The sequence below is a fragment of the Cyclobacterium sp. SYSU L10401 genome (assembly GCF_010993705.1).
GTDB lineage: Bacteria > Bacteroidota > Bacteroidia > Cytophagales > Cyclobacteriaceae > Cyclobacterium.
Genome location: NZ_WOFO01000002.1, coordinates 178,086 through 195,568, shown reverse-complemented (window position 1 = coordinate 195,568; position 17,483 = coordinate 178,086). Strand labels below are relative to the sequence as shown.

At 37.9% G+C, this 17,483-nt stretch carries 16 protein-coding genes; 10 read left to right on the top strand and 6 right to left on the bottom strand.

Going from position 1 to position 17,483, the window contains the following annotated elements; all coding sequences use genetic code 11:
- Positions 1-854: 854 nt before the first annotated feature.
- Positions 855-1,505, bottom strand: coding sequence for an SGNH/GDSL hydrolase family protein (locus GL182_RS05870; protein WP_163378730.1), 651 nt, complete (start codon positions 1,503-1,505; stop codon positions 855-857).
- 322 nt (positions 1,506-1,827) lie between these two features.
- Between GL182_RS05870 and GL182_RS05865 the strand changes: the two genes are divergently transcribed.
- The 10 genes from GL182_RS05865 to GL182_RS05820 all read left to right on the top strand — a co-directional run bounded on the left by GL182_RS05865 (position 1,828) and on the right by GL182_RS05820 (position 9,795).
- A complete protein-coding gene (locus tag GL182_RS05865) occupies positions 1,828-2,901 on the top strand; it encodes a DUF4407 domain-containing protein (protein WP_163378729.1) in 1,074 nt (357 codons plus the stop codon).
- A gap of 231 nt (positions 2,902-3,132) precedes the next feature.
- Positions 3,133-3,360 carry a hypothetical protein gene (locus GL182_RS05860; protein WP_163378728.1) on the top strand — a complete coding sequence of 76 codons (228 nt, stop codon included), beginning with the start codon at positions 3,133-3,135 and terminating at the stop codon, positions 3,358-3,360.
- A gap of 3 nt (positions 3,361-3,363) precedes the next feature.
- The gene (locus GL182_RS24475; RefSeq protein ID WP_163379126.1) at positions 3,364-3,516 is read left to right on the top strand and encodes a PIN domain-containing protein; all 153 of its coding nucleotides are present in this window, start codon (positions 3,364-3,366) and stop codon (positions 3,514-3,516) included.
- A gap of 1,051 nt (positions 3,517-4,567) precedes the next feature.
- Positions 4,568-5,671: a DUF4221 family protein gene (locus GL182_RS05850; protein ID WP_163378727.1), complete on the top strand. Its 1,104-nt coding sequence runs from the start codon at positions 4,568-4,570 to the stop codon at positions 5,669-5,671.
- On the top strand, positions 5,664-6,011 hold the full coding sequence (locus tag GL182_RS05845) for a hypothetical protein (protein WP_163378726.1): 348 nt from the start codon (positions 5,664-5,666) through the stop codon (positions 6,009-6,011). Before GL182_RS05850 ends, GL182_RS05845 begins: the two co-directional genes overlap by 8 nt.
- Before the next feature lie 129 nt (positions 6,012-6,140).
- Entirely contained in the window at positions 6,141-7,529 is a 1,389-nt protein-coding gene (locus tag GL182_RS05840) for a glycosyltransferase family 1 protein (RefSeq protein ID WP_163378725.1), read from the top strand.
- Entirely contained in the window at positions 7,507-8,274 is a 768-nt protein-coding gene (locus GL182_RS05835; protein WP_163378724.1) for an FkbM family methyltransferase, read from the top strand. Before GL182_RS05840 ends, GL182_RS05835 begins: the two co-directional genes overlap by 23 nt.
- A gap of 19 nt (positions 8,275-8,293) precedes the next feature.
- Entirely contained in the window at positions 8,294-8,764 is a 471-nt protein-coding gene (locus GL182_RS05830; protein WP_163378723.1) for a colanic acid biosynthesis glycosyltransferase WcaL, read from the top strand.
- Between the two features lie 87 nt (positions 8,765-8,851).
- Positions 8,852-9,508: a glycosyltransferase gene (locus tag GL182_RS05825; RefSeq protein WP_163378722.1), complete on the top strand. Its 657-nt coding sequence runs from the start codon at positions 8,852-8,854 to the stop codon at positions 9,506-9,508.
- Positions 9,475-9,795, top strand: a complete 321-nt coding sequence (locus GL182_RS05820) for a DUF4407 domain-containing protein (RefSeq protein ID WP_262889322.1) — start codon at positions 9,475-9,477, stop codon at positions 9,793-9,795. The genes GL182_RS05825 and GL182_RS05820 overlap by 34 nt, the downstream gene beginning before the upstream one ends.
- Before the next feature lie 710 nt (positions 9,796-10,505).
- On the opposite strand, the gene GL182_RS05815 is transcribed toward GL182_RS05820, so the two are convergent.
- The 5 genes from GL182_RS05815 to GL182_RS05795 all read right to left on the bottom strand — a co-directional run bounded on the left by GL182_RS05815 (position 10,506) and on the right by GL182_RS05795 (position 17,478).
- On the bottom strand, positions 10,506-11,153 hold the full coding sequence (locus GL182_RS05815; protein ID WP_240469692.1) for a peroxiredoxin: 648 nt from the start codon (positions 11,151-11,153) through the stop codon (positions 10,506-10,508).
- Positions 11,154-11,233: 80 nt separating this feature from the next.
- Positions 11,234-12,865: a hypothetical protein gene (locus GL182_RS05810; protein ID WP_163378720.1), complete on the bottom strand. Its 1,632-nt coding sequence runs from the start codon at positions 12,863-12,865 to the stop codon at positions 11,234-11,236.
- Positions 12,858-14,015 (bottom strand): DUF4249 domain-containing protein, encoded by a 1,158-nt coding sequence (locus tag GL182_RS05805; RefSeq protein ID WP_163378719.1) that lies wholly within the window; start codon positions 14,013-14,015, stop codon positions 12,858-12,860. Before GL182_RS05805 ends, GL182_RS05810 begins: the two co-directional genes overlap by 8 nt.
- Positions 14,015-16,774, bottom strand: coding sequence for a carboxypeptidase-like regulatory domain-containing protein (locus GL182_RS05800; protein WP_163378718.1), 2,760 nt, complete (start codon positions 16,772-16,774; stop codon positions 14,015-14,017). Before GL182_RS05800 ends, GL182_RS05805 begins: the two co-directional genes overlap by 1 nt.
- Complete coding sequence (locus GL182_RS05795) at positions 16,771-17,478, bottom strand: hypothetical protein (RefSeq protein ID WP_163378717.1); 708 nt, start codon at positions 17,476-17,478, stop codon at positions 16,771-16,773. The genes GL182_RS05800 and GL182_RS05795 overlap by 4 nt, the downstream gene beginning before the upstream one ends.
- Positions 17,479-17,483: the final 5 nt, after the last annotated feature.

The window sequence follows — 17,483 nt, the reverse complement described above, 5'->3', positions numbered from 1 at the left end:
TTATTTGTTGTCATAGATACCCATCGGGCTTGAAGGGGCTTATCGAGGAATAAAGTGCAAATAACGGAAGCTCTAAGATTAAGCATATATTAATTTAATATTACCTAATTGTTAATTTTCCTACAAAGTTAATGATACAAAATCAAAGACCAATTGTTTTTTGCAGTTGAAAGGGGATTTCAGGAAGATGAATAAGGCGAGGATGACTTAATTTAATAACCTGAGCTCGATTCTAGATAAGGTTTATAGAAATGTTTACAAAAAAAGAAAGTAAAAAATCCAGATTGCACAAAATCCCTCCGCCGCAGTGGAGGGTACAGCCTGCCCTGACCAGAGTCAGGGGGGATTTATTCGGTAATATCTTAAATATTAATTCGTTAATTGTTACTTATTTTGAAATCTTTACCGATTCCGGGCATTGCTGTCAGAGTGAAAATTAACATTTTAAAAAACACAGAAATCGGGGTGGCGATGTGGATTTTTAATATGTTGATTTACAGGTATTTAACATACACACCATCTGTAATACCTGTATGCGTTTCCGATCTTGATGTCCTTTTTCCGATTTCCGTATGTTCAGGCTCCGATTCAGATCGCCTCGCTGCGCTCGCGATGACGGGGTTTAGCGTCACTGCGGGGGTGCCAACCTGAACATAATCGAATTTCGTTAAAACGCTGGGCACCCGCGGCAGTCTAAAGCCGTACGTAAATCGAATCACTATCCTAATCCCTATTCTCGATGGATTTATACCTTCGCTTCGATTCAGATCGCTTCGCTGTGCTCGCGATGACGGTAGGTATCGCAGGGACAACATAGCCGGTATTTAAGGACGTTCTTTAATAGAATTCACGTTTTATTTCAAAAATTTGCTGATGGTCTTGGCCCAGATGGCGTATCCTTTCTCGTTCATGTGCAGGTTGTCCTTTAAAAAAATATCTTCCATTGGTTTCTTTTCTGAATTCAACATCGGCTTCCACAGATCAGCATACTTTACTTTTTTCTTTCCACGGGCATACTTTTTCATGGCTGCATTAAGTGCAATGTATTCATCAGCCAGATTCCACCTGGCCACGCTGGGCTTGGCGCTGATCAGGACGATTTCGGTATTTGGCGATTCATTTTCAATTTGTTCTACGATCAGGTTATAAGTAGTGATGATTTCTTCTGTGGACTTACCTGCAGATATGTCGTTATCTCCCTCATATATAAATACCTTTTCCGGCTTGTAGTCCAACACAAGCTCATCCAGATAATGCAGCAAGTCACTTGCCTGAGATCCCCCAAAACCAGCATTTACAATTCTTTCTCCCGGAAAATCCTGCTGCAAACTTTTCCACATCCGGATAGTGGAGCTACCGGTAAAAACTACTGAAGATTGGTAATCGGAGGCCGGATAATCTTTGGAGATCTGGCTTACCTGATCAGAAAAGCGGGTAGGATCCTGGGCAAACGCCAGGGAACTGCTGATAATAAACAGCAGGGATAGGTAGAAGAAATTTTTCATGGCTTGGTTTATAATTCAGGTCTAAACTACTATAATAATTTGAATATTAAAACCAGATAGCAACATGTACCGTCTCAAAAGCGGACACAATAAGCGGACAAAACTGAGTTTTGAATCGGTTTGGTGATAAACTTCAACCATCCATAGCATGATTCAATCCGGAAATTCCATACATTTATTAGAAAAAATATTTATAATAAATTGATTTTTAATTAGTTATGGTTTAAATCCGTTTTTGGATGACAATTGTTTTTCTCACATCTATACACAAGCAGGCATGGTATGCGTTTTGAAATGAATTCCGCTAAACATTAACCTATTCATGAATAATTTCGAAAAATTCCTGATATTTTGTTCCGGTGCTTACCTGCCATTGGTCAGGAGGTGTCCTGCAAGTACAAACAGGTTTATAGGGATTGGGGCAACGGTCCTTTTTACGGCAGTTTTTGCAGGACTATCTGTAAGCTATGCCTTGTCTACCATTTTTTCCTCTTTATGGGCAATTTTGGTCATTGCTTTGATCTGGGCCTTGATGATTTTTAATTTGGACCGGTATATTGTTTCCACCTTAAAAAAGCAGGATCAATTTCTTCCGGAATTCAAACAAGCCCTTCCCCGCCTGGTATTGGCTTTGCTGATCGCGCTGGTTATTGCCAAACCATTGGAGCTAAGGATTTTTGAAAAGGAAATCAACAGAGAACTGGATGAACAGCGTCTGGCTACGATAGAAAAAAGCCGGGAAAAAATTGCAGAAGGGTATCCGGAAATCAATGATTTGGAAAGTAAAATTGAGGGTCTCAGGGCTGGGATTGCCGCTAAAGAGGATTTTCGAAACCAAAAGCAAAAGGAATATGATCAGGAGAGATTTGGCGTAAAAACGGAAGGGACCACCGGGCTTGCGGGCATTGGCGTAAATGCTGAGAAGAAAGAAAGGCAACTGGATCAGGCAGAGCAGGATTACCAATATACCCAAAAGCTAAATGAAGCCAGGATTCAGGATCTGGAAGCGGAAATTAGGAGAATCAATGTATTGAAGGAACAGGAATTTCAAAACCAAATGGTGTCCCTGGATGCTTATGATGGATTGGCAGCCCGGTTACAGGCTTTCAGGGATTTGACGCTAAAAAATACGGCCATTTATTGGGCCAACTGGATGATTATTTTTTTGTTTGTCATGATCGAGATGGCACCCATCCTGGTCAAGCTGATGGGAAGCAGAGGACCTTATGACCAGTTGCTGGATTTCCATGAATCAGGCATTAACCTTGCAGGAGAGGAGCAATGGTACAAAAAATCCGGGGATAGCGCATTGAGAAAGGAAGTTTTTGATGACGTGTATGATAAAAGGAAGGCGCATCGTGTCGATTTTGAACTGGGATTGCTTGGGGAAAAATAAAACAGCAGATAATACGCTATTCGACATTTGCCATGTCGAATCCGGATAATCAGGGTTTGCAAGCCTGATATACATACAGCAAATTGGAGCTAATTTTCTTGTGGAAAACAAATTACCCTGGCTTTCCGACGGCGATCGGGAATCCATTAGGCAGGAGCGAACAAATTAAAGAAACTAAGTATTACCATAAAAACGTTATATTTACATCATTAGAACAAATCTGTTAAAAGAATGGATATAACTACCAGAAAATTAAATTTTATACAGAACCTGTTATCGATTAGTGATGAAAAGATCATTGGTAAGCTGGAAACTTTATTGAAAAAGGAAAAGCAGAAAGAAGCCCAACAGCCATCTGTTTATGATCTTTTGGGGGTACTGACTAAAGAAGAAGGGGAAGAAATGGAGAAAACAATAGCATCCTGTTGTGAAAACATCCATGAAGAAGACTGGAAATGATCCCTGCTTGCTCGATACAAATATCGTTATTGGTTTACACCTATTCCAGAAAATGATATTTGGATAGCTGCAATGGCCCAAGAACACGGTTTACCATTAGTTACCCGTGATGCCCATTTTAAGTATTTGCCTGATTTAAAGATTTTGTTCTGGTAAAATAACGTGCTATTCGACATTTGCCATGTCGAATCCAGATAAACAGGGTTTGCAACCCTGACAACGAAAGCGACCGGTGATTCGTAGCGGTTTCTGGAGCTGGTACCGGGTTGAAGCATTTCCCTACATATACTCCAAAACTCAGGAATTTACCACCAATGGGGCAAAGCATACCTCTGATACTATGATTAGCAGGCAATATGGGTTATGGGAGTATAGATTGCACGAATCCAGATTTCACCAAAACTGCTCCATACTTCCTGTTATATTTTTTCCCCTATGACCCGCTTCTTGCTTTCAGTGCTAATCAAATCCAATATATTATTTGAAATTTTTGATTCCCGAACCCAATGAAAATTTGTATAGCCAACATTTACTCTTGAATTATCGACCAATAGCCTATTTAAATCGCATTTTTACAGTTTGCTTTCATTTTTTTCTGTCAAAACCTAATTTATTTCTGAAATATTTTATAAAATAAGATTACTAAATAATAATCTGCTATTTAATTTTAAATTATTATTTATTTCGGTACTTAAATTAAATTTTAGTTTAAAACAAAATTTTCTATTAAAAGTATTTGTTTAAAATTTTCTATTAAAAGTATTTGTTAGGAATTTTATTTAAATAAATTTGGAAATTTTATAATTTATTATTTTCTTCAATCTAAATTTAATTTCAACTAAATTATTTTATTATGAAAATTCTAAAAAAAATGACTGCTATTGTGTTTTCACTTATAGCAGTAGCAGGGTTGTCCGTCCCTAAACTGGATGCGCAATGTACTCAGACTACAGCAGAGGGAGTAAATGGCAGATGCGTATTGCCAGATGACCTTAATGATTACATTTGCCTTGAGGATCTGAATAAACCTCATTGTTTTATTAGTGGGGGAGGATGTTAATCTATGGAAGATATGGTTACAATTATCATTGTAACCATATCTTATAATAACTAACTAAAATATCTATTAAATAAAAATTTACCTTTAAAAAATATGCGAATTAGATTTTTATACTTTAGTATATTTTTGATATGGAGCTGTGATTCAATGAATAAAAATGGCTCAAATATTGAACCGGAAAATGAAATAAAATTTAAAAAAATTGGTGAAAAAATATTTCCTTTAGACTCATTAACATCAAAAATGGGAAATTATTTTCAATATTTTGAAAATGATACGTCAAAATATTTTGTTTTAATGAATAAGTTTAATAATGATTTAATATTTTATGATTATGAAACTGGAAATAGCCAGTTTTATATTAATATGGAGAAAAATGGACCAAATGGCGTTGGTGATGTTTCTGGGCTGCTCGTTCACTCTCTTGATTCTATCTTTATATATTCTTACAATAATGGTTTATTACATATAATTGATAGCTCAGGCAAGATTAAAAATAAATATAATTTAATCTCTGATGGCCATAGGTATCAAGTAAGGCCTTATATTTCTAATACCACTCCAATGGTTAAAATTGGTAATAAGTTATTACTTAACTCATTTGGTTCAAGATTAAAATATTCAAAATCAAGCGATAGTAATGAAAAATTAATCTTAGAACTAGATTTGTATGATAGATCAGTAAACTATTTTTTTGAATATCCAAAAATGTATTCTACAGGTATTTGGGGTACAGCATTACATTTTATGTATAATTCTTATAACCCAATTGAAAAAAAATTTATCGTAAGCTTTCCTATTGACAATAATATTTATTTGATTGGAAAAAATAGAAAATCTGAAAAATATTTGGCAAAAAGCAGCTTTATTGATAAAGTTAAACCACTTTCAACTGCAAATAAGATCGACCCCCCGCCTACAGTTGAAGAATCTTACTTTTTAAGATCTCAGCCAACTTATAGTTCAATTCACTTTGATGAATTTAGTCAAATGTATTATAGAGTCGCTTATAATTCAATGAATGAGGAAGATTTTTATTCTGGAGATCTTATTAAAAGTAGATTTAGGGACGCATCTATAATCGTATTAAATTCAAAATTGAAAAAAATTGGAGAAGTTAACTTAGGAAAATATGTCTATCATCCTAATTATCAATTTTATAATAAAAACGGAATTCATATAATGAAGCTTGCAATTGAAGATGAAGATAATTTGGTATTCGATATATTTAAATTAAGTAAAGATGAATAAAACTAGTTTATTTAATGTTTTATTATTAATTTTTATTATGTATTCTTGTAAAGAAAAAGATATTCAATATAATAAGTTAAACAAATCTTTAAGTAAAATTCATTCTACAGAATTTAATGATGTTAATATTCTGTTCGTTATACCAAATTCAGGATGCACTGGGTGTATAAATGCTGCAGATCAATATTTATTGGAAAATGTTGATTCAAACGAAAATATTTTTTATATACTTACAAATGTTGTTTCAAAAAAAGATGTTAATCTGAGACTTGGAATAGATATAGATAAAAAGAAAAATATATTGATAGATGAAAAAATATACTTTTTCAAAATGGTTTAAGAACAATTTACCCATCAGTCTTATATTTGAATTCTGGAGAAATTGCTAATATTGATTACTTAGAACCAGGGAAAATTAATTTGGTATTTTCAGAAATTAATTATTATTTGTTAAATAATTCATTTTGATATGAAGTATATTATTTTTTTTATCCTTGAAACTCCAAGTCATTTAAATTCTAGTTTCCTAATTGCTAAATCCTTAAGGTCTAAAGGATATGAGATTATATATATAATTTTTTCTAATAAATATTTAGAACTATTATCAAATGAAGGTTTTAAATATGAGTTTATAAAAGATTTTAATATTTCGAGAAATAGAACCAATAATTTTTTTTCTCGTTCTAATTTACTTTTATTTTATCAAGCTAAATCTGATTTTAAAAGGGAATTTTTATCAGGTTCAATTTTCAATTCTATTATTCGTAAGTATAATCCTTCATTATTTATAGTGGATTTGTCATTAATTTTTTATTCCATTATTTTATGGGAAAAGAATATTCCATTTATAATAACATGTACGAAAGTAAGTCTTAATTTTGACAAAATTATCCCACCTTTCACATCTAATGTAATTCCAAAGTTTTTTCGCAGAAATTTTAAAGATAAAATTATTATTTTATTTATTTGGGCAAAAAGGTTATTATACCAGTATGCTATTAATAAATATCAACAATTATCTATTTATAGTATTTCCCATCTTTATTTAGTAAGAGAATATTGTAAATTGTATAACCTAAATTTTAATTCAATTATTAATACTAAAAGATGTACTCATTTCGGTTGGAAATTTGTTCCGGAAATAATTTTATCTCCTAAATATTTTGATTTCCCTAGACAATATAACAAAAATCAAACACATGTTGGTCCAGTAGTTGATTTTAATAGGAGTCATTATTTCTGCAATGATTCTAATTTAGATAGATTAAAAAGTATTTTAGATTCCGATCTTAATTCTAATTCAAAAATTTTGTTTTGTTCATTTGGATCCTATGATTTTAAATATAATAAATCTAGGTTTTTAATTTTCAGGAAATTAATCTCTATTATTTCAAAGCGAAATGATTTTATTTTAATACTGTCTTTTGGAAGGGGTATTTCTTCACTTAAATCAGGTTTTAATAATATTTATTTTTTTAATGATGTCCCTCAAATTTCTGTTTTAGAAAAGACTGCCCTGATGATCAACCATGGAGGAATGCAGTCCGTAACGGAGTGTATCATGCTCGAGGTACCCATGTTGGTATTTCCTCTGAATCCCGATTTGGACCAAAAGGGTAATGCTGCCAGGGTAGTATACCATAAAGTGGGACTTCGGGGGAATCTTAAAAAGGAAAATCCTAAATCCATAGAATTAAAAATTGATCAGCTTATTAACAATAGGAACTACTTTGTAAGTAACATTAAAAAATTAAAAGAAAAAATGCTAGACTCTGGGGATTTTGATAAGGGCATCGCATTTATTGAAGACTATATTAAAAACCCAACTATCCGCCATGAATCTTCACGCACTTTATAAAAATGCAATGCAGCGTGGCAAACCCGATAGCGTTTCATTTTTAACTAAATGGATCACTAAGGTACTAGGAAATAAATCGGTAATCATTCTACAAATCGGTTCCAATGATGGAAAGACAAGAGATCCTATATTTGACCTGATCAGTAAGAATAAAAAATGGAGAGGCATATTTGTAGAGCCAGTACCCTATTTATTTGAGCGACTAAAGAAAAATTATTTGTCCCTTGGCCATCCGGATCGTTTTCTGTTTTTTAACGGTGCAGTAAATGAAGGTATAAATCAGGATTTTTATTTTGTGGATGAGCACGCAAAGTATGTCATATCGAATTTACCCGAATGGTACGATCAGATAGGATCTTTTAACAAAGAACATATTATCACTCACATGGATGGCATTTTGGAGCCATTTATCAAATCTATTAAAATAACAGGGATTACTTTACCTGCATTGATGTCCAATTTCGCATTAAGCCAGGTGGACTTGCTGCATGTAGATACTGAGGGATATGACTGGAAAATACTATGCCAATTGGATCTGGGGAAATACCAGCCGACGATAATTTTGTATGAACACAAGCATTTGAAAAATACCGAAATAGCCAGCTCTATAGATCATTTATCGGACAAGTATGAATTGTTCAGATTTAAGAATGATTTCATTTGCTTTCACCGCCAGAAACATTTTTTGACTCCAAAGGATTTGAAATTTTTGCGGAAGAATTATCCAAAAAATTCATATTCATAAAATCCAAAACAACCTGCTCATGAGGATTGCATTTATAGTGGAGGTTTTTCCCAAGCTATCCGAAACCTTTATTCTGAATCAGGTGACGGGATTGATTGATCAGGGACATGAGGTGGAAATATTTCCCTCCCGCAGAGTCCGGGAAAGTAAAGTGCATCCAAAGGTGAAAAAATACGGGTTATTAAGCCGTACTTTTTCACCCCCAAACCTGCCTGAAAATAAATTGGTTGCCAAATTGAAATGCATATTCTATATTCTTAAAAATGCAGGAAAAATTGAAGTAATCAGCAAGATTCTTTCCTTAAAAATTCCTGTCCGATTTAGAATTAACCTGTTTTTCAGGCTGCTTCCATTTCTTAATAGACCACCGTTTGATATTATCCATTGCCATTTTGGCACCATGGGTAAAATAGCCGTATATGGAAAAAGTTTAGATATTTTCACGGGAAAAATGATATTGTCCTTTTATGGCTACGATGCTACCAGGTAGAGGTTGGATGCAGGGTATTATGAAAATATCATTCCCCAATTTGACCATTTTATAACCATTTCAAATTACCTTAGAGAAAAGATCATAATGCTTGGTTTTCCGGCGGAAAAAATAAGTACCATTCCCATTGGTGTAAACCTGGAAGATTGGGCCCAGCAAAGAAATACTGAAAAAAAGTCCGGACTAAAACTATTAACGGTAGCCCGGCTGGTAGAAAAAAAAGGAATTTATTACAGTATCATGGCATTTAGCAAAGCTCAGGCAGTGAATCACGGATTGGAATACCATATTATCGGTGGTGGGGAATTGTACAATAATTTGGTTGAATTAATTGACGAACTTGGTTTAACCGACAGGGTTTTTCTTCACGGGCCCAGGGATCAGAAAGAAATAATGCAATTCTATGCCGTATCCGATATTTTCGTTTTACCAAGTATAACAGCTTCCGACGGCAATACAGAAGGGCAAGGCTTGGTACTTCAGGAAGCTCAGATAATGGGGCTTCCGGTGATTTCCACTTTTCACAATGGAATTCCTGAGAGCATATTGGTTAATCAAACCGGGATTTTAGTACCTGAAAGGGATATTGAGGCACTTGCTGAAAAAATCGAACATTTGGTAAACAACCAGCTTTTACGTGACGAGATGGGCAAAAATGGTATAGATTTCGTTACTCAACGGTTCGACAACAGGAAATTGGTAGGCAAACTTTGCGAAACCTATCGGAAAGTTTTAGACGAATAATTTGTCTGACCTTAAAAAATGCCGCTATTTTTTGGGCTAACTGGATGATTATTTTTTTGTTTGTCATGATCGAGATGGCACCCATCCTGGTTAAGTTGATGGGCAATAGGGGGCCCTATGATCAGTTGCTGGATTTCCATGAGGCAGGCATTGTTCTGGCAGGAGAGGAGCAATGGCACAAAAAATCCGGGGATAGTGCATTAAGAAAGGAGGCTTATGATGACTTGTATGATAAAAGGAAGGCGCGACGTGTGGATTTTGAACTGGGTATGCTTGGGGAAAAATAAAACAGCAGAAAACGTGCTATTCGACATTTGCCATGTCGAATCCAGATAAACAGGGTTTGTAACCCTGACAACGGGAGCGATGGGTGATTTCTAGCTGTTTCCGATGTTGATACCAGGTTGAATCATTTCCCTGCATTTACTCCAAAACTCAGGATTTTACCATCTATGGGGCAAAGCATACCTCCGTACACCTATTAGCAGGCTAGGGGAGCATCATTTGCTTTGGCCAATATTGATGGCACGATTCCAGATTTCACCAAAAACGCCCCATACTTCCTGTCATATTTTTCCCCTATGATTCGCTTCTTGTTTTTCAGGGCTAATCAAATCCGATAAATCATTTGAGTTTTTTGATTCCCGAACACAATTAAAAATCATAGGTCCTTACATTTCCTCAATTTTGGCTAAACTCGGGGATTTTGGAGTGCTATTTCTTATTGAAGAGGATTTGGTAACGATTTATTGGTTATAATAATAGTTATAATTTTAGGATCAGTCTCCCTGCTTCAATTGCCACTGTCTAGGCAATTATTAAAGAACGAAAAAGAGTGCCTTCTTCATCAATTACTAAATCTTCTGGCATTGGGCTGCCAATAATCAAATGAAGGCCACTGAAACGATATTATTCCATGAGTAAAAAATATTCCCAATTGAAACAAAACAGGCAGACCCTTTTCAGGCCTGCCTGTTTATTTAATGAGTGATTGATTTTAAATGCTTTTTTTGGCCAGGTAGAAATCTACCATTTCCAAATCACTGTTTTCCCGCTCTTGCATTTCAGCTACGGTTTTTGGCGGCGGAACAATAACTTTATCCCCTTCCCGCCAGTCCAGAGGCATGGCTACCTTGTATTTGTCAGCCGTTTGTAAGGCCACCAGCGACCTTTTTATTTCATCCATATTCCTTCCTACATTCAGGGGGTAGTACATGATCAATCTTATTTTCCCTTTAGGGTCAATAAAAAACACGGCCCTCACGGCTGCCGTTTCACTTTCTCCAGGTTGGAGCATGCCGTATTTTTTGGAGACCTTCATGTCAATGTCTGCGATAATGGGAAATTCAAACAAGACACCTGTATTTTTTTTCACATTATTTACCCAGGCAATGTGGGAATGAATAGAATCTATACTTAATCCTATCAATTTGGTTTTCTTCTCATCGAAGAAATTTTGTTCCAATGCAAACCCACTCATTTCTGTGGTGCAAACAGGCGTGAAATCAGCTGGGTGAGAGAACAGAATGGTCCAGCTGTCTTTGATGTATTCTGAAAATTTCATCGGTCCCGTAGTTGTCATGGCTTCAAAATCCGGAGCCTGGTCGCCGATTCTAGGCATGGTCATTATATCTTCTTCGTTCATGGTATTTTTATTTATTTGATACCATAAAATTGACCATAAAAACTTCCCTACCCTGTGATTTTTATCACCTCAGCCGGTTTTTATTCCAAATCGATCCGATACTTTGCATTTTCCCATCTGTTAGTCAGGCTGTCCCGGTAGTGAATGCTCATGATAAATGGGCCCTGGAGCTGGGATGGGCTAAAATATAGCTCCTCTCCGGTACCCTGGTAGAGGATGTTGAGAAAATCAGGAAAATGAGACTCCTTTTCCGGATTACGGATTTCATTTTTGAACCGTTTCGGATATTGTAGTCCTTCGTATTCGATGAACAATGCTTTCTCAGGCAATGGAAATTGGCCAAAGTCATTTTCAAAAGAACTCAAACTGATCAGACCATTGAACCTGTGATCATTCAGGTAAAAATTCCTGTTGATAATATCCATTTTCCGGATATTTTTGGGATGGAAGGAAGCAAAATCATCACTTTCAAAAACAGGCATGCCATCCACCAGTAACAGCGGGTTTTCCTGGAAAACCTCATCAAAGGGAATATTGTAGTTTTTAAAGATGGTATTTTTATTTTGGCTCCTTACCAGCACTGTAGGCACGTATTCCCGGATGACCGTGGCAACCTCCTCAAAACGATTGTAATCGTCTAGCAGATAGCTGTAGTCCGTTACAAACTGAAATGGAATGGAATCCCGGGTCACTTTTTCCGGCGCCAGGTAATACTGCTGACTTGCCCTTGCCAGCAAGCGTTCTTCCAGGAATTCCCTGTCCTCCGGATTCATGATCAATTCGGGTAGTTCAAAGCTTTCATCTGGCCTTACTTCCCAAAAGGGAGAGTCCAGGATAAAATTTACCTGTTCTTCAGCCGAAGAAGCCTGAATGATGACGTAGTCGTAATGCAGAAAGTTGCCGGTTTCAAAATAGCAATTGCCGGTACTATCCGGTCTGCTGATAAAAAGCTGAAATTGTTTGCCATGAGCGGTCAGGTAATAAATGCTCTCCGGATCAGCAGTTTTATCCAATACCCTTCCTTTGATGATATGTCCGTATAGCTCGGGAATGAGTTTGGAATCTGAAGGGATTTCTCCATACATTTTGTCGAAATCAAGAGGTACCTCTGGCTGAATGGGCGGGTTGGCCTTGCGTATGACAACCGAGTGCAAATGGGTTTTGGGAAGGGAAATTTTGATTTGGCCTGAAGTTTCCTTTTCCATACTGCCGGTAAAGGGAGGATATCCTGTTGCTTCATTGGAACCCTCCCGGGATTTATCAGTGATTTTGGGTGGTTTATTGGGGTTGATTATGGTAAGGATATCCTGAAACACCCCATTGCTTCCTGAAGTATAAGGGCTGATCCTGGTATATACCCGGAGCAGGTAGTGGTCTGAATCAATAGTGGAAGGGATATTTAAATAGGTCTGAGCTCTTCCGTTTTTCAATAGGGCCATCTCCTGGATTACAGGTACGCCCTGCCTGTCCAGCATTTCCAAATAGATTACTCTGGAAGGGCTTGGATTGTTGCCTGCCATGACCTTGACATCCATCCATAGCTGTTCTTCGGTTAGTAAAATGGGATTGGATACATGTACAGCCACCTCTTCTTCAGGAATGTTACTGCTGGATTGCCCCTTCAGATCCACCTGGGCAATAAGTAGCAATATCGCCCAGAGGCTTAAGATTTTGCCGGAAAAAACTTGTCTGTAGCGCATGATTTTATTCATCTATCCAATAGTCAGGTTTAATAGTGGTCCCTCCTCTGATTCTGCAATCTGTACAGCCGGCTGTGGATGCAAAAAAACCGGAGCAGGGAAAGGTTTCACAATCTTCGTATAAGGGAACATATTCACCTTGTCCAAATTTTTGATCATAGTCGGCTATGGCTACAGTGTCGATCAGGCAGCCCTGATAATCTCCAATAACTGTCCGCCAGGGACTTACCTCATCCCGATTGATGTACAATTCTTTCTCTCTGGAAATGCCTGCGGAGATGTAGCCAATTACCGGGATATCCGGGTTTTCAACATGGTAAATGTTGCTGCTAACCGCAGATGGTAAAGGACTAAAAATGCTGCCTATATCATCCGAATTTCTACGGATTCCTTCCCAAAACACATAAGCTTCTCTGTCCAGTACATATTGCCTGGCATGGATCCGGTAGCGAATTCCCAGCTTTTCGGAAAGGCTATCTATGGTTAGGAGCTCCTTTTGAAAAATCCGGTTATCCTCAAATCTGGAAGAAGCTTCCAAAATAACTCTTCTGGACTGATCAAAATTCCAGCAGCGGTAAGTCAGGTCTTCCTGGTCGATCAGCACCATATTGCCACTCGCATCGTCGTAATTGAAATAAGAAATTTGAGGCGTCCGGTACATCCAGGTTTCCTCATAAACCCAAAGGAAAAACTCGGATTGTTCATCTCCCCGGGTATTGGAATATACCTGTACATCTCCTTCTTGTTTGGTGTAGCTGATGTCAAATTCCGGAGAAATCAGTGGGCTGATCATTTCAGATAGGTACCTTTCCCCGTTTTCCAGGTGTATACTTAGGGAATAATTTTGATTTTCGGGTAGATTTTCGGAGAGCTGGAATTGCCCATTTCCCATGGACTGTAGGGACCACCTACCTTCCCTTTCTCCCAGAACCACCACCTCAGCACCTGGGAAACGTGAAGCAGTACCATCGGCGTACAAGGAGGAGGTACTGCTCAGGTTGATCTGTGTGGTGCCTCCGCCCACCTCTATGTATCCTTCGACTACCAATATGTTATCTTCAAAGTCACTGATTTCAGGAAAAAATGGTTCCCTGCATCCCAAGTTGGTTAATAGCAGGATACCAATGATGTAGTAAGTGGTTTTGTTCAAGAGGACATCCATTAAAACTTGAAATTATAGGTGATAAAAGGGATGGGCCTGGCAAAAATAGATAATTTATACCCCTGTATGGATCCGTTTTCCGGAGAGAAATAAATGGAATAGGGGTTGGCCCTGCCTAGTAAATTATAGATTCCCAGCGACCAGGAAGCATGGGCAAGCTTGCGGATTTTATGGTTGCCTTCAATATTAAAAGAAAGGTCCACTCTGAAATAATCCGGGATCCTGTAAGCATTTCTTTCCGAATAAAATACCCGATCTGATCCATTGTAATTGAATTTGGCCACCGGATAGGTTATGGGTCTGCCTGTGCTGTAGTTGGCGTTGATAGAAGTATTGATTCGTTGGGTAAACTCAAAATTCCCTGCAATCATGATATCATGAGGTTGATCAAAATTACTGGGGTACCATTTTCCTGAGTTTACCCTTTCTCCCCATTCGTTGGGGTTGGTTTCCAGCAAGGACCTGGAATAGGTATAACTGACCCATCCATTCAGCTTTCCTTCATTTTTTTTAGCCATTAATTCAATGCCGTAAGCCTGGCCACGGGTATTGAGTACATCTTGTTCCAGTTCATTATTCAATATCAGGGTAGCACCACTTCTGAAGTCGACCAGGTTTTTCATTTTGCGGTAGTAAACTTCCGCAGAGGTTTCAATGGTGTTGTTTTTAAAGTTTTTGAAATATCCTAAAGCAAATTGGTTTCCCGTCTGAGGTCTCATGAAGGGATCACTTAATTTCCAGGTGTCGGTGGGGGCTATGGCTGCGGTATTGGTCAACATGTGCAGATGCTGCCTCATGGTGTTGAACCCTGCTTTGATGGAAGTGAAATTGTCTATGGCATACCTGGCAGATATCCTCACCTCTGGACCCTGATAAGTTTGGATAATTTTACCGGCTCCATAGCTAATTTCGCCAGTTTTGGTATCATCAGTCCTGATGGTCTGATTGGGGTATTGATTGAGGGTGTTAGGACCAAGGTAGTTGTATATGACATACCTCAGCCCATAATTAATGAGCAATTTTGGATCCACCTCAAATTCATCCCCAACATAAAATGCGGATTCAAGTGCTTTCTCCCTATTTACCCTCTCATTTAAAACGATAGACTCCGGACCCTGTGGCCTTTGTTTTCCAGGATTGAGGTTATAAAAAATGTGATTCATCCCGAAACTGAGCTGGTGTTTCTCGTTGAGTTCATAGGTAAAGTGGTTTTTCCAACTGCTTTGATCCATAGAAAATCCGAATTGAAAAGCATTAAGTGAATCCTGCTGACTTAAGATACCAAAGCCGTACTGATCATGTCCCAGGTGGAAATGACCCTCCAGTTTATCATTGAAAAAATGGGTCCAGCCCATATTGAGGTTCAGGTTGTGGTAATCATACAAGGTATCCGTGTCAAAACGAAAAGCATCCTGACTCCAATATGCAGAGATCGTGAACTCGTTGTTTGGATCTGCTGCGTGTCGGAAATTCAAATTTAAATCATGAAAAGAAGCCCTGCTTTCGCTAAACCCAGATGTTTCATCCAAAAACCCGAAAAGCCAATTTGAATAGGTGCCTCTGCCTCCTAAAGCAAAGGTAGTTTTTTCAGATAACGGACCCTCCAGGAATAGTCTGCTGGTCATCAGACCAATTCCTCCTCCACCTTGTAATTTTTCTTTGTTTCCAAATTTGCTTTTCACATCCAGTACAGAAGAGAGCCTTCCACCGAATTGTACCGGAATGCCTGCTTTGTAAAGATCTACCCCTTCAATCATATCGGGATTAAAGGCGGAAAACATTCCAAAAAGGTGAGTAGGGTTATAAATGGTTGCTTCATTGTATAAAATCAGGTTTTGGTCAGCAGCACCGCCCCTGACATTAAACCCCGCGCTGGCTTCGCCCACCGTTTTCACCCCCGGTAAGGTCAAAACAGCCCTCAATACATCCACTTCTCCGAGGACTGAGGGTAGTTTTTTTAAAGATTGCACTGTAATATTGGCCAGACCCATTTCCGGTCTTTCAATATTGGCAGACTTTTCGGAAGTAACGGTGACTGCTGAAAGGGAAATGATATTGTCATCCATGGCTACATCAAGCTGTCCATCTCCCAAAAGGTTGATTTGACGTTGTTCCTGATAAGCGCCAAAATTTTGAAAAATCAAGGTATGTCTTCCTTTAGGCAGCGTTATTTCATATTGCCCTGACTCGTCCGTAATGGATTTGGCATCTTGTCCAGAAGTGTAGACCAGGGCGCCGATTATGGGTTCTCCAGATTCCACGCTCTTTACCATACCTTTTAGGCGGGCATTTGGTTTTGATGGATTGGTGTTGGCTTGGCCGACTTCCCATAACCGGTTTTTAGCAAAATCCTGGTTGGCATTTTCCGAAAGGCTTGCTTCAATCTCATTGGGTTCAACACTTTCCTGTTTGATTTGGAAGAAATCTGCCGGAAGGCCTATTTCCAATCGTTTTTGTTTACTAAGGAAAATCCTTTGTTCTGGGTCAATGGTGAAAAAAATCTCTTCAGGCGTTAGTATTTCCCGTAATAAGTCTCCTATCGGACTGTCATAGGCATTGAGGTTGACAACAATTCCTTTGACATCCTCGGTTTTAAAGAAAAACCGATAGGAGGTTTTGTTTTCAACCATCTGTGCAAAACGCTCGAATTCCAAGCCCGCAAAGATACCGCTGATGCGTTCCTTTTGAGGTGTTTGGGCCCTGCTGAGGAAGCTTGCCACGAGACAAAGAAAAATTACCGAAAGTATCTTTTTACTCATTTTTGACTTTTTTCATTTGCCAGGATTACCAAAGTCTTTAGGTAGGCTTCTTTATTTTTTCTGAAACGCAGCCCATCTTTCCGTAATTGCCTTTTAGTTGTTCTCTTGTCTATTTGCAAAAGTGGAAAAATTCTTCTTTTCGCCGGCACCGGTATCAATTGGCCGTTCATTTCAAAAAAGTATTTCTGCACCTCCTCATAACTCCTGACTAATGCTGAAGTAGACGTTTCCTGCTTTCTTTGTTTGCGGTGCTTGCAATAAAGGCCGGTGTGACCCTTGACGATTTCCCGATAAAATCCATTTTTGTGAAAAATAAACCCTTCGGGTTGATTTTTTTTAACAAATACAGTTCCATCATGTAACACGATGTATTCAATTTTAGCATGATTTAAAATCATCTTTTGTTTGAAAGTAGGGGAAAATGAAAGTATCAGGTCATCCCATATTTCATATTGCAGCGGGATATTTTCAAAAATAAAACCGCTGATAGACAGGGTGCCATTTTCCATTTTTGTGCTGGAGTAATAGGGATGCCCATCCAGAGATCTCCTCTTTTCTACATAGTGGCTTCCGGTATTGATTTCCGGAGACCATTGGATTACCTGTTCATACTGGCTGGTGAAGGCTTTATTGGCCGTGGTTTGGCCATAGATGAATGAAACCCGGGCTAAGATGAAAAAAAATAAAAGGAAACATTTTATCATGATGC

Coding starts and splice junctions, on each gene's coding strand:
- GL182_RS05870 (WP_163378730.1), bottom strand. CDS start 1,505: ATGAAAAATTTCTTCTACCTATCCCTGCTGTTTATTATCAGCAGTTCC.
- GL182_RS05865 (WP_163378729.1), top strand. CDS start 1,828: ATGAATAATTTCGAAAAATTCCTGATATTTTGTTCCGGTGCTTACCTG.
- GL182_RS05860 (WP_163378728.1), top strand. CDS start 3,133: ATGGATATAACTACCAGAAAATTAAATTTTATACAGAACCTGTTATCG.
- GL182_RS05850 (WP_163378727.1), top strand. CDS start 4,568: ATGAATAAAAATGGCTCAAATATTGAACCGGAAAATGAAATAAAATTT.
- GL182_RS05845 (WP_163378726.1), top strand. CDS start 5,664: ATGAATAAAACTAGTTTATTTAATGTTTTATTATTAATTTTTATTATG.
- GL182_RS05840 (WP_163378725.1), top strand. CDS start 6,141: ATGAAGTATATTATTTTTTTTATCCTTGAAACTCCAAGTCATTTAAAT.
- GL182_RS05835 (WP_163378724.1), top strand. CDS start 7,507: ATGAATCTTCACGCACTTTATAAAAATGCAATGCAGCGTGGCAAACCC.
- GL182_RS05830 (WP_163378723.1), top strand. CDS start 8,294: ATGAGGATTGCATTTATAGTGGAGGTTTTTCCCAAGCTATCCGAAACC.
- GL182_RS05825 (WP_163378722.1), top strand. CDS start 8,852: ATGCTTGGTTTTCCGGCGGAAAAAATAAGTACCATTCCCATTGGTGTA.
- GL182_RS05815 (WP_240469692.1), bottom strand. CDS start 11,153: ATGAACGAAGAAGATATAATGACCATGCCTAGAATCGGCGACCAGGCT.
- GL182_RS05810 (WP_163378720.1), bottom strand. CDS start 12,865: ATGAATAAAATCATGCGCTACAGACAAGTTTTTTCCGGCAAAATCTTA.
- GL182_RS05805 (WP_163378719.1), bottom strand. CDS start 14,015: ATGGATGTCCTCTTGAACAAAACCACTTACTACATCATTGGTATCCTG.
- GL182_RS05800 (WP_163378718.1), bottom strand. CDS start 16,774: ATGAGTAAAAAGATACTTTCGGTAATTTTTCTTTGTCTCGTGGCAAGC.
- GL182_RS05795 (WP_163378717.1), bottom strand. CDS start 17,478: ATGATAAAATGTTTCCTTTTATTTTTTTTCATCTTAGCCCGGGTTTCA.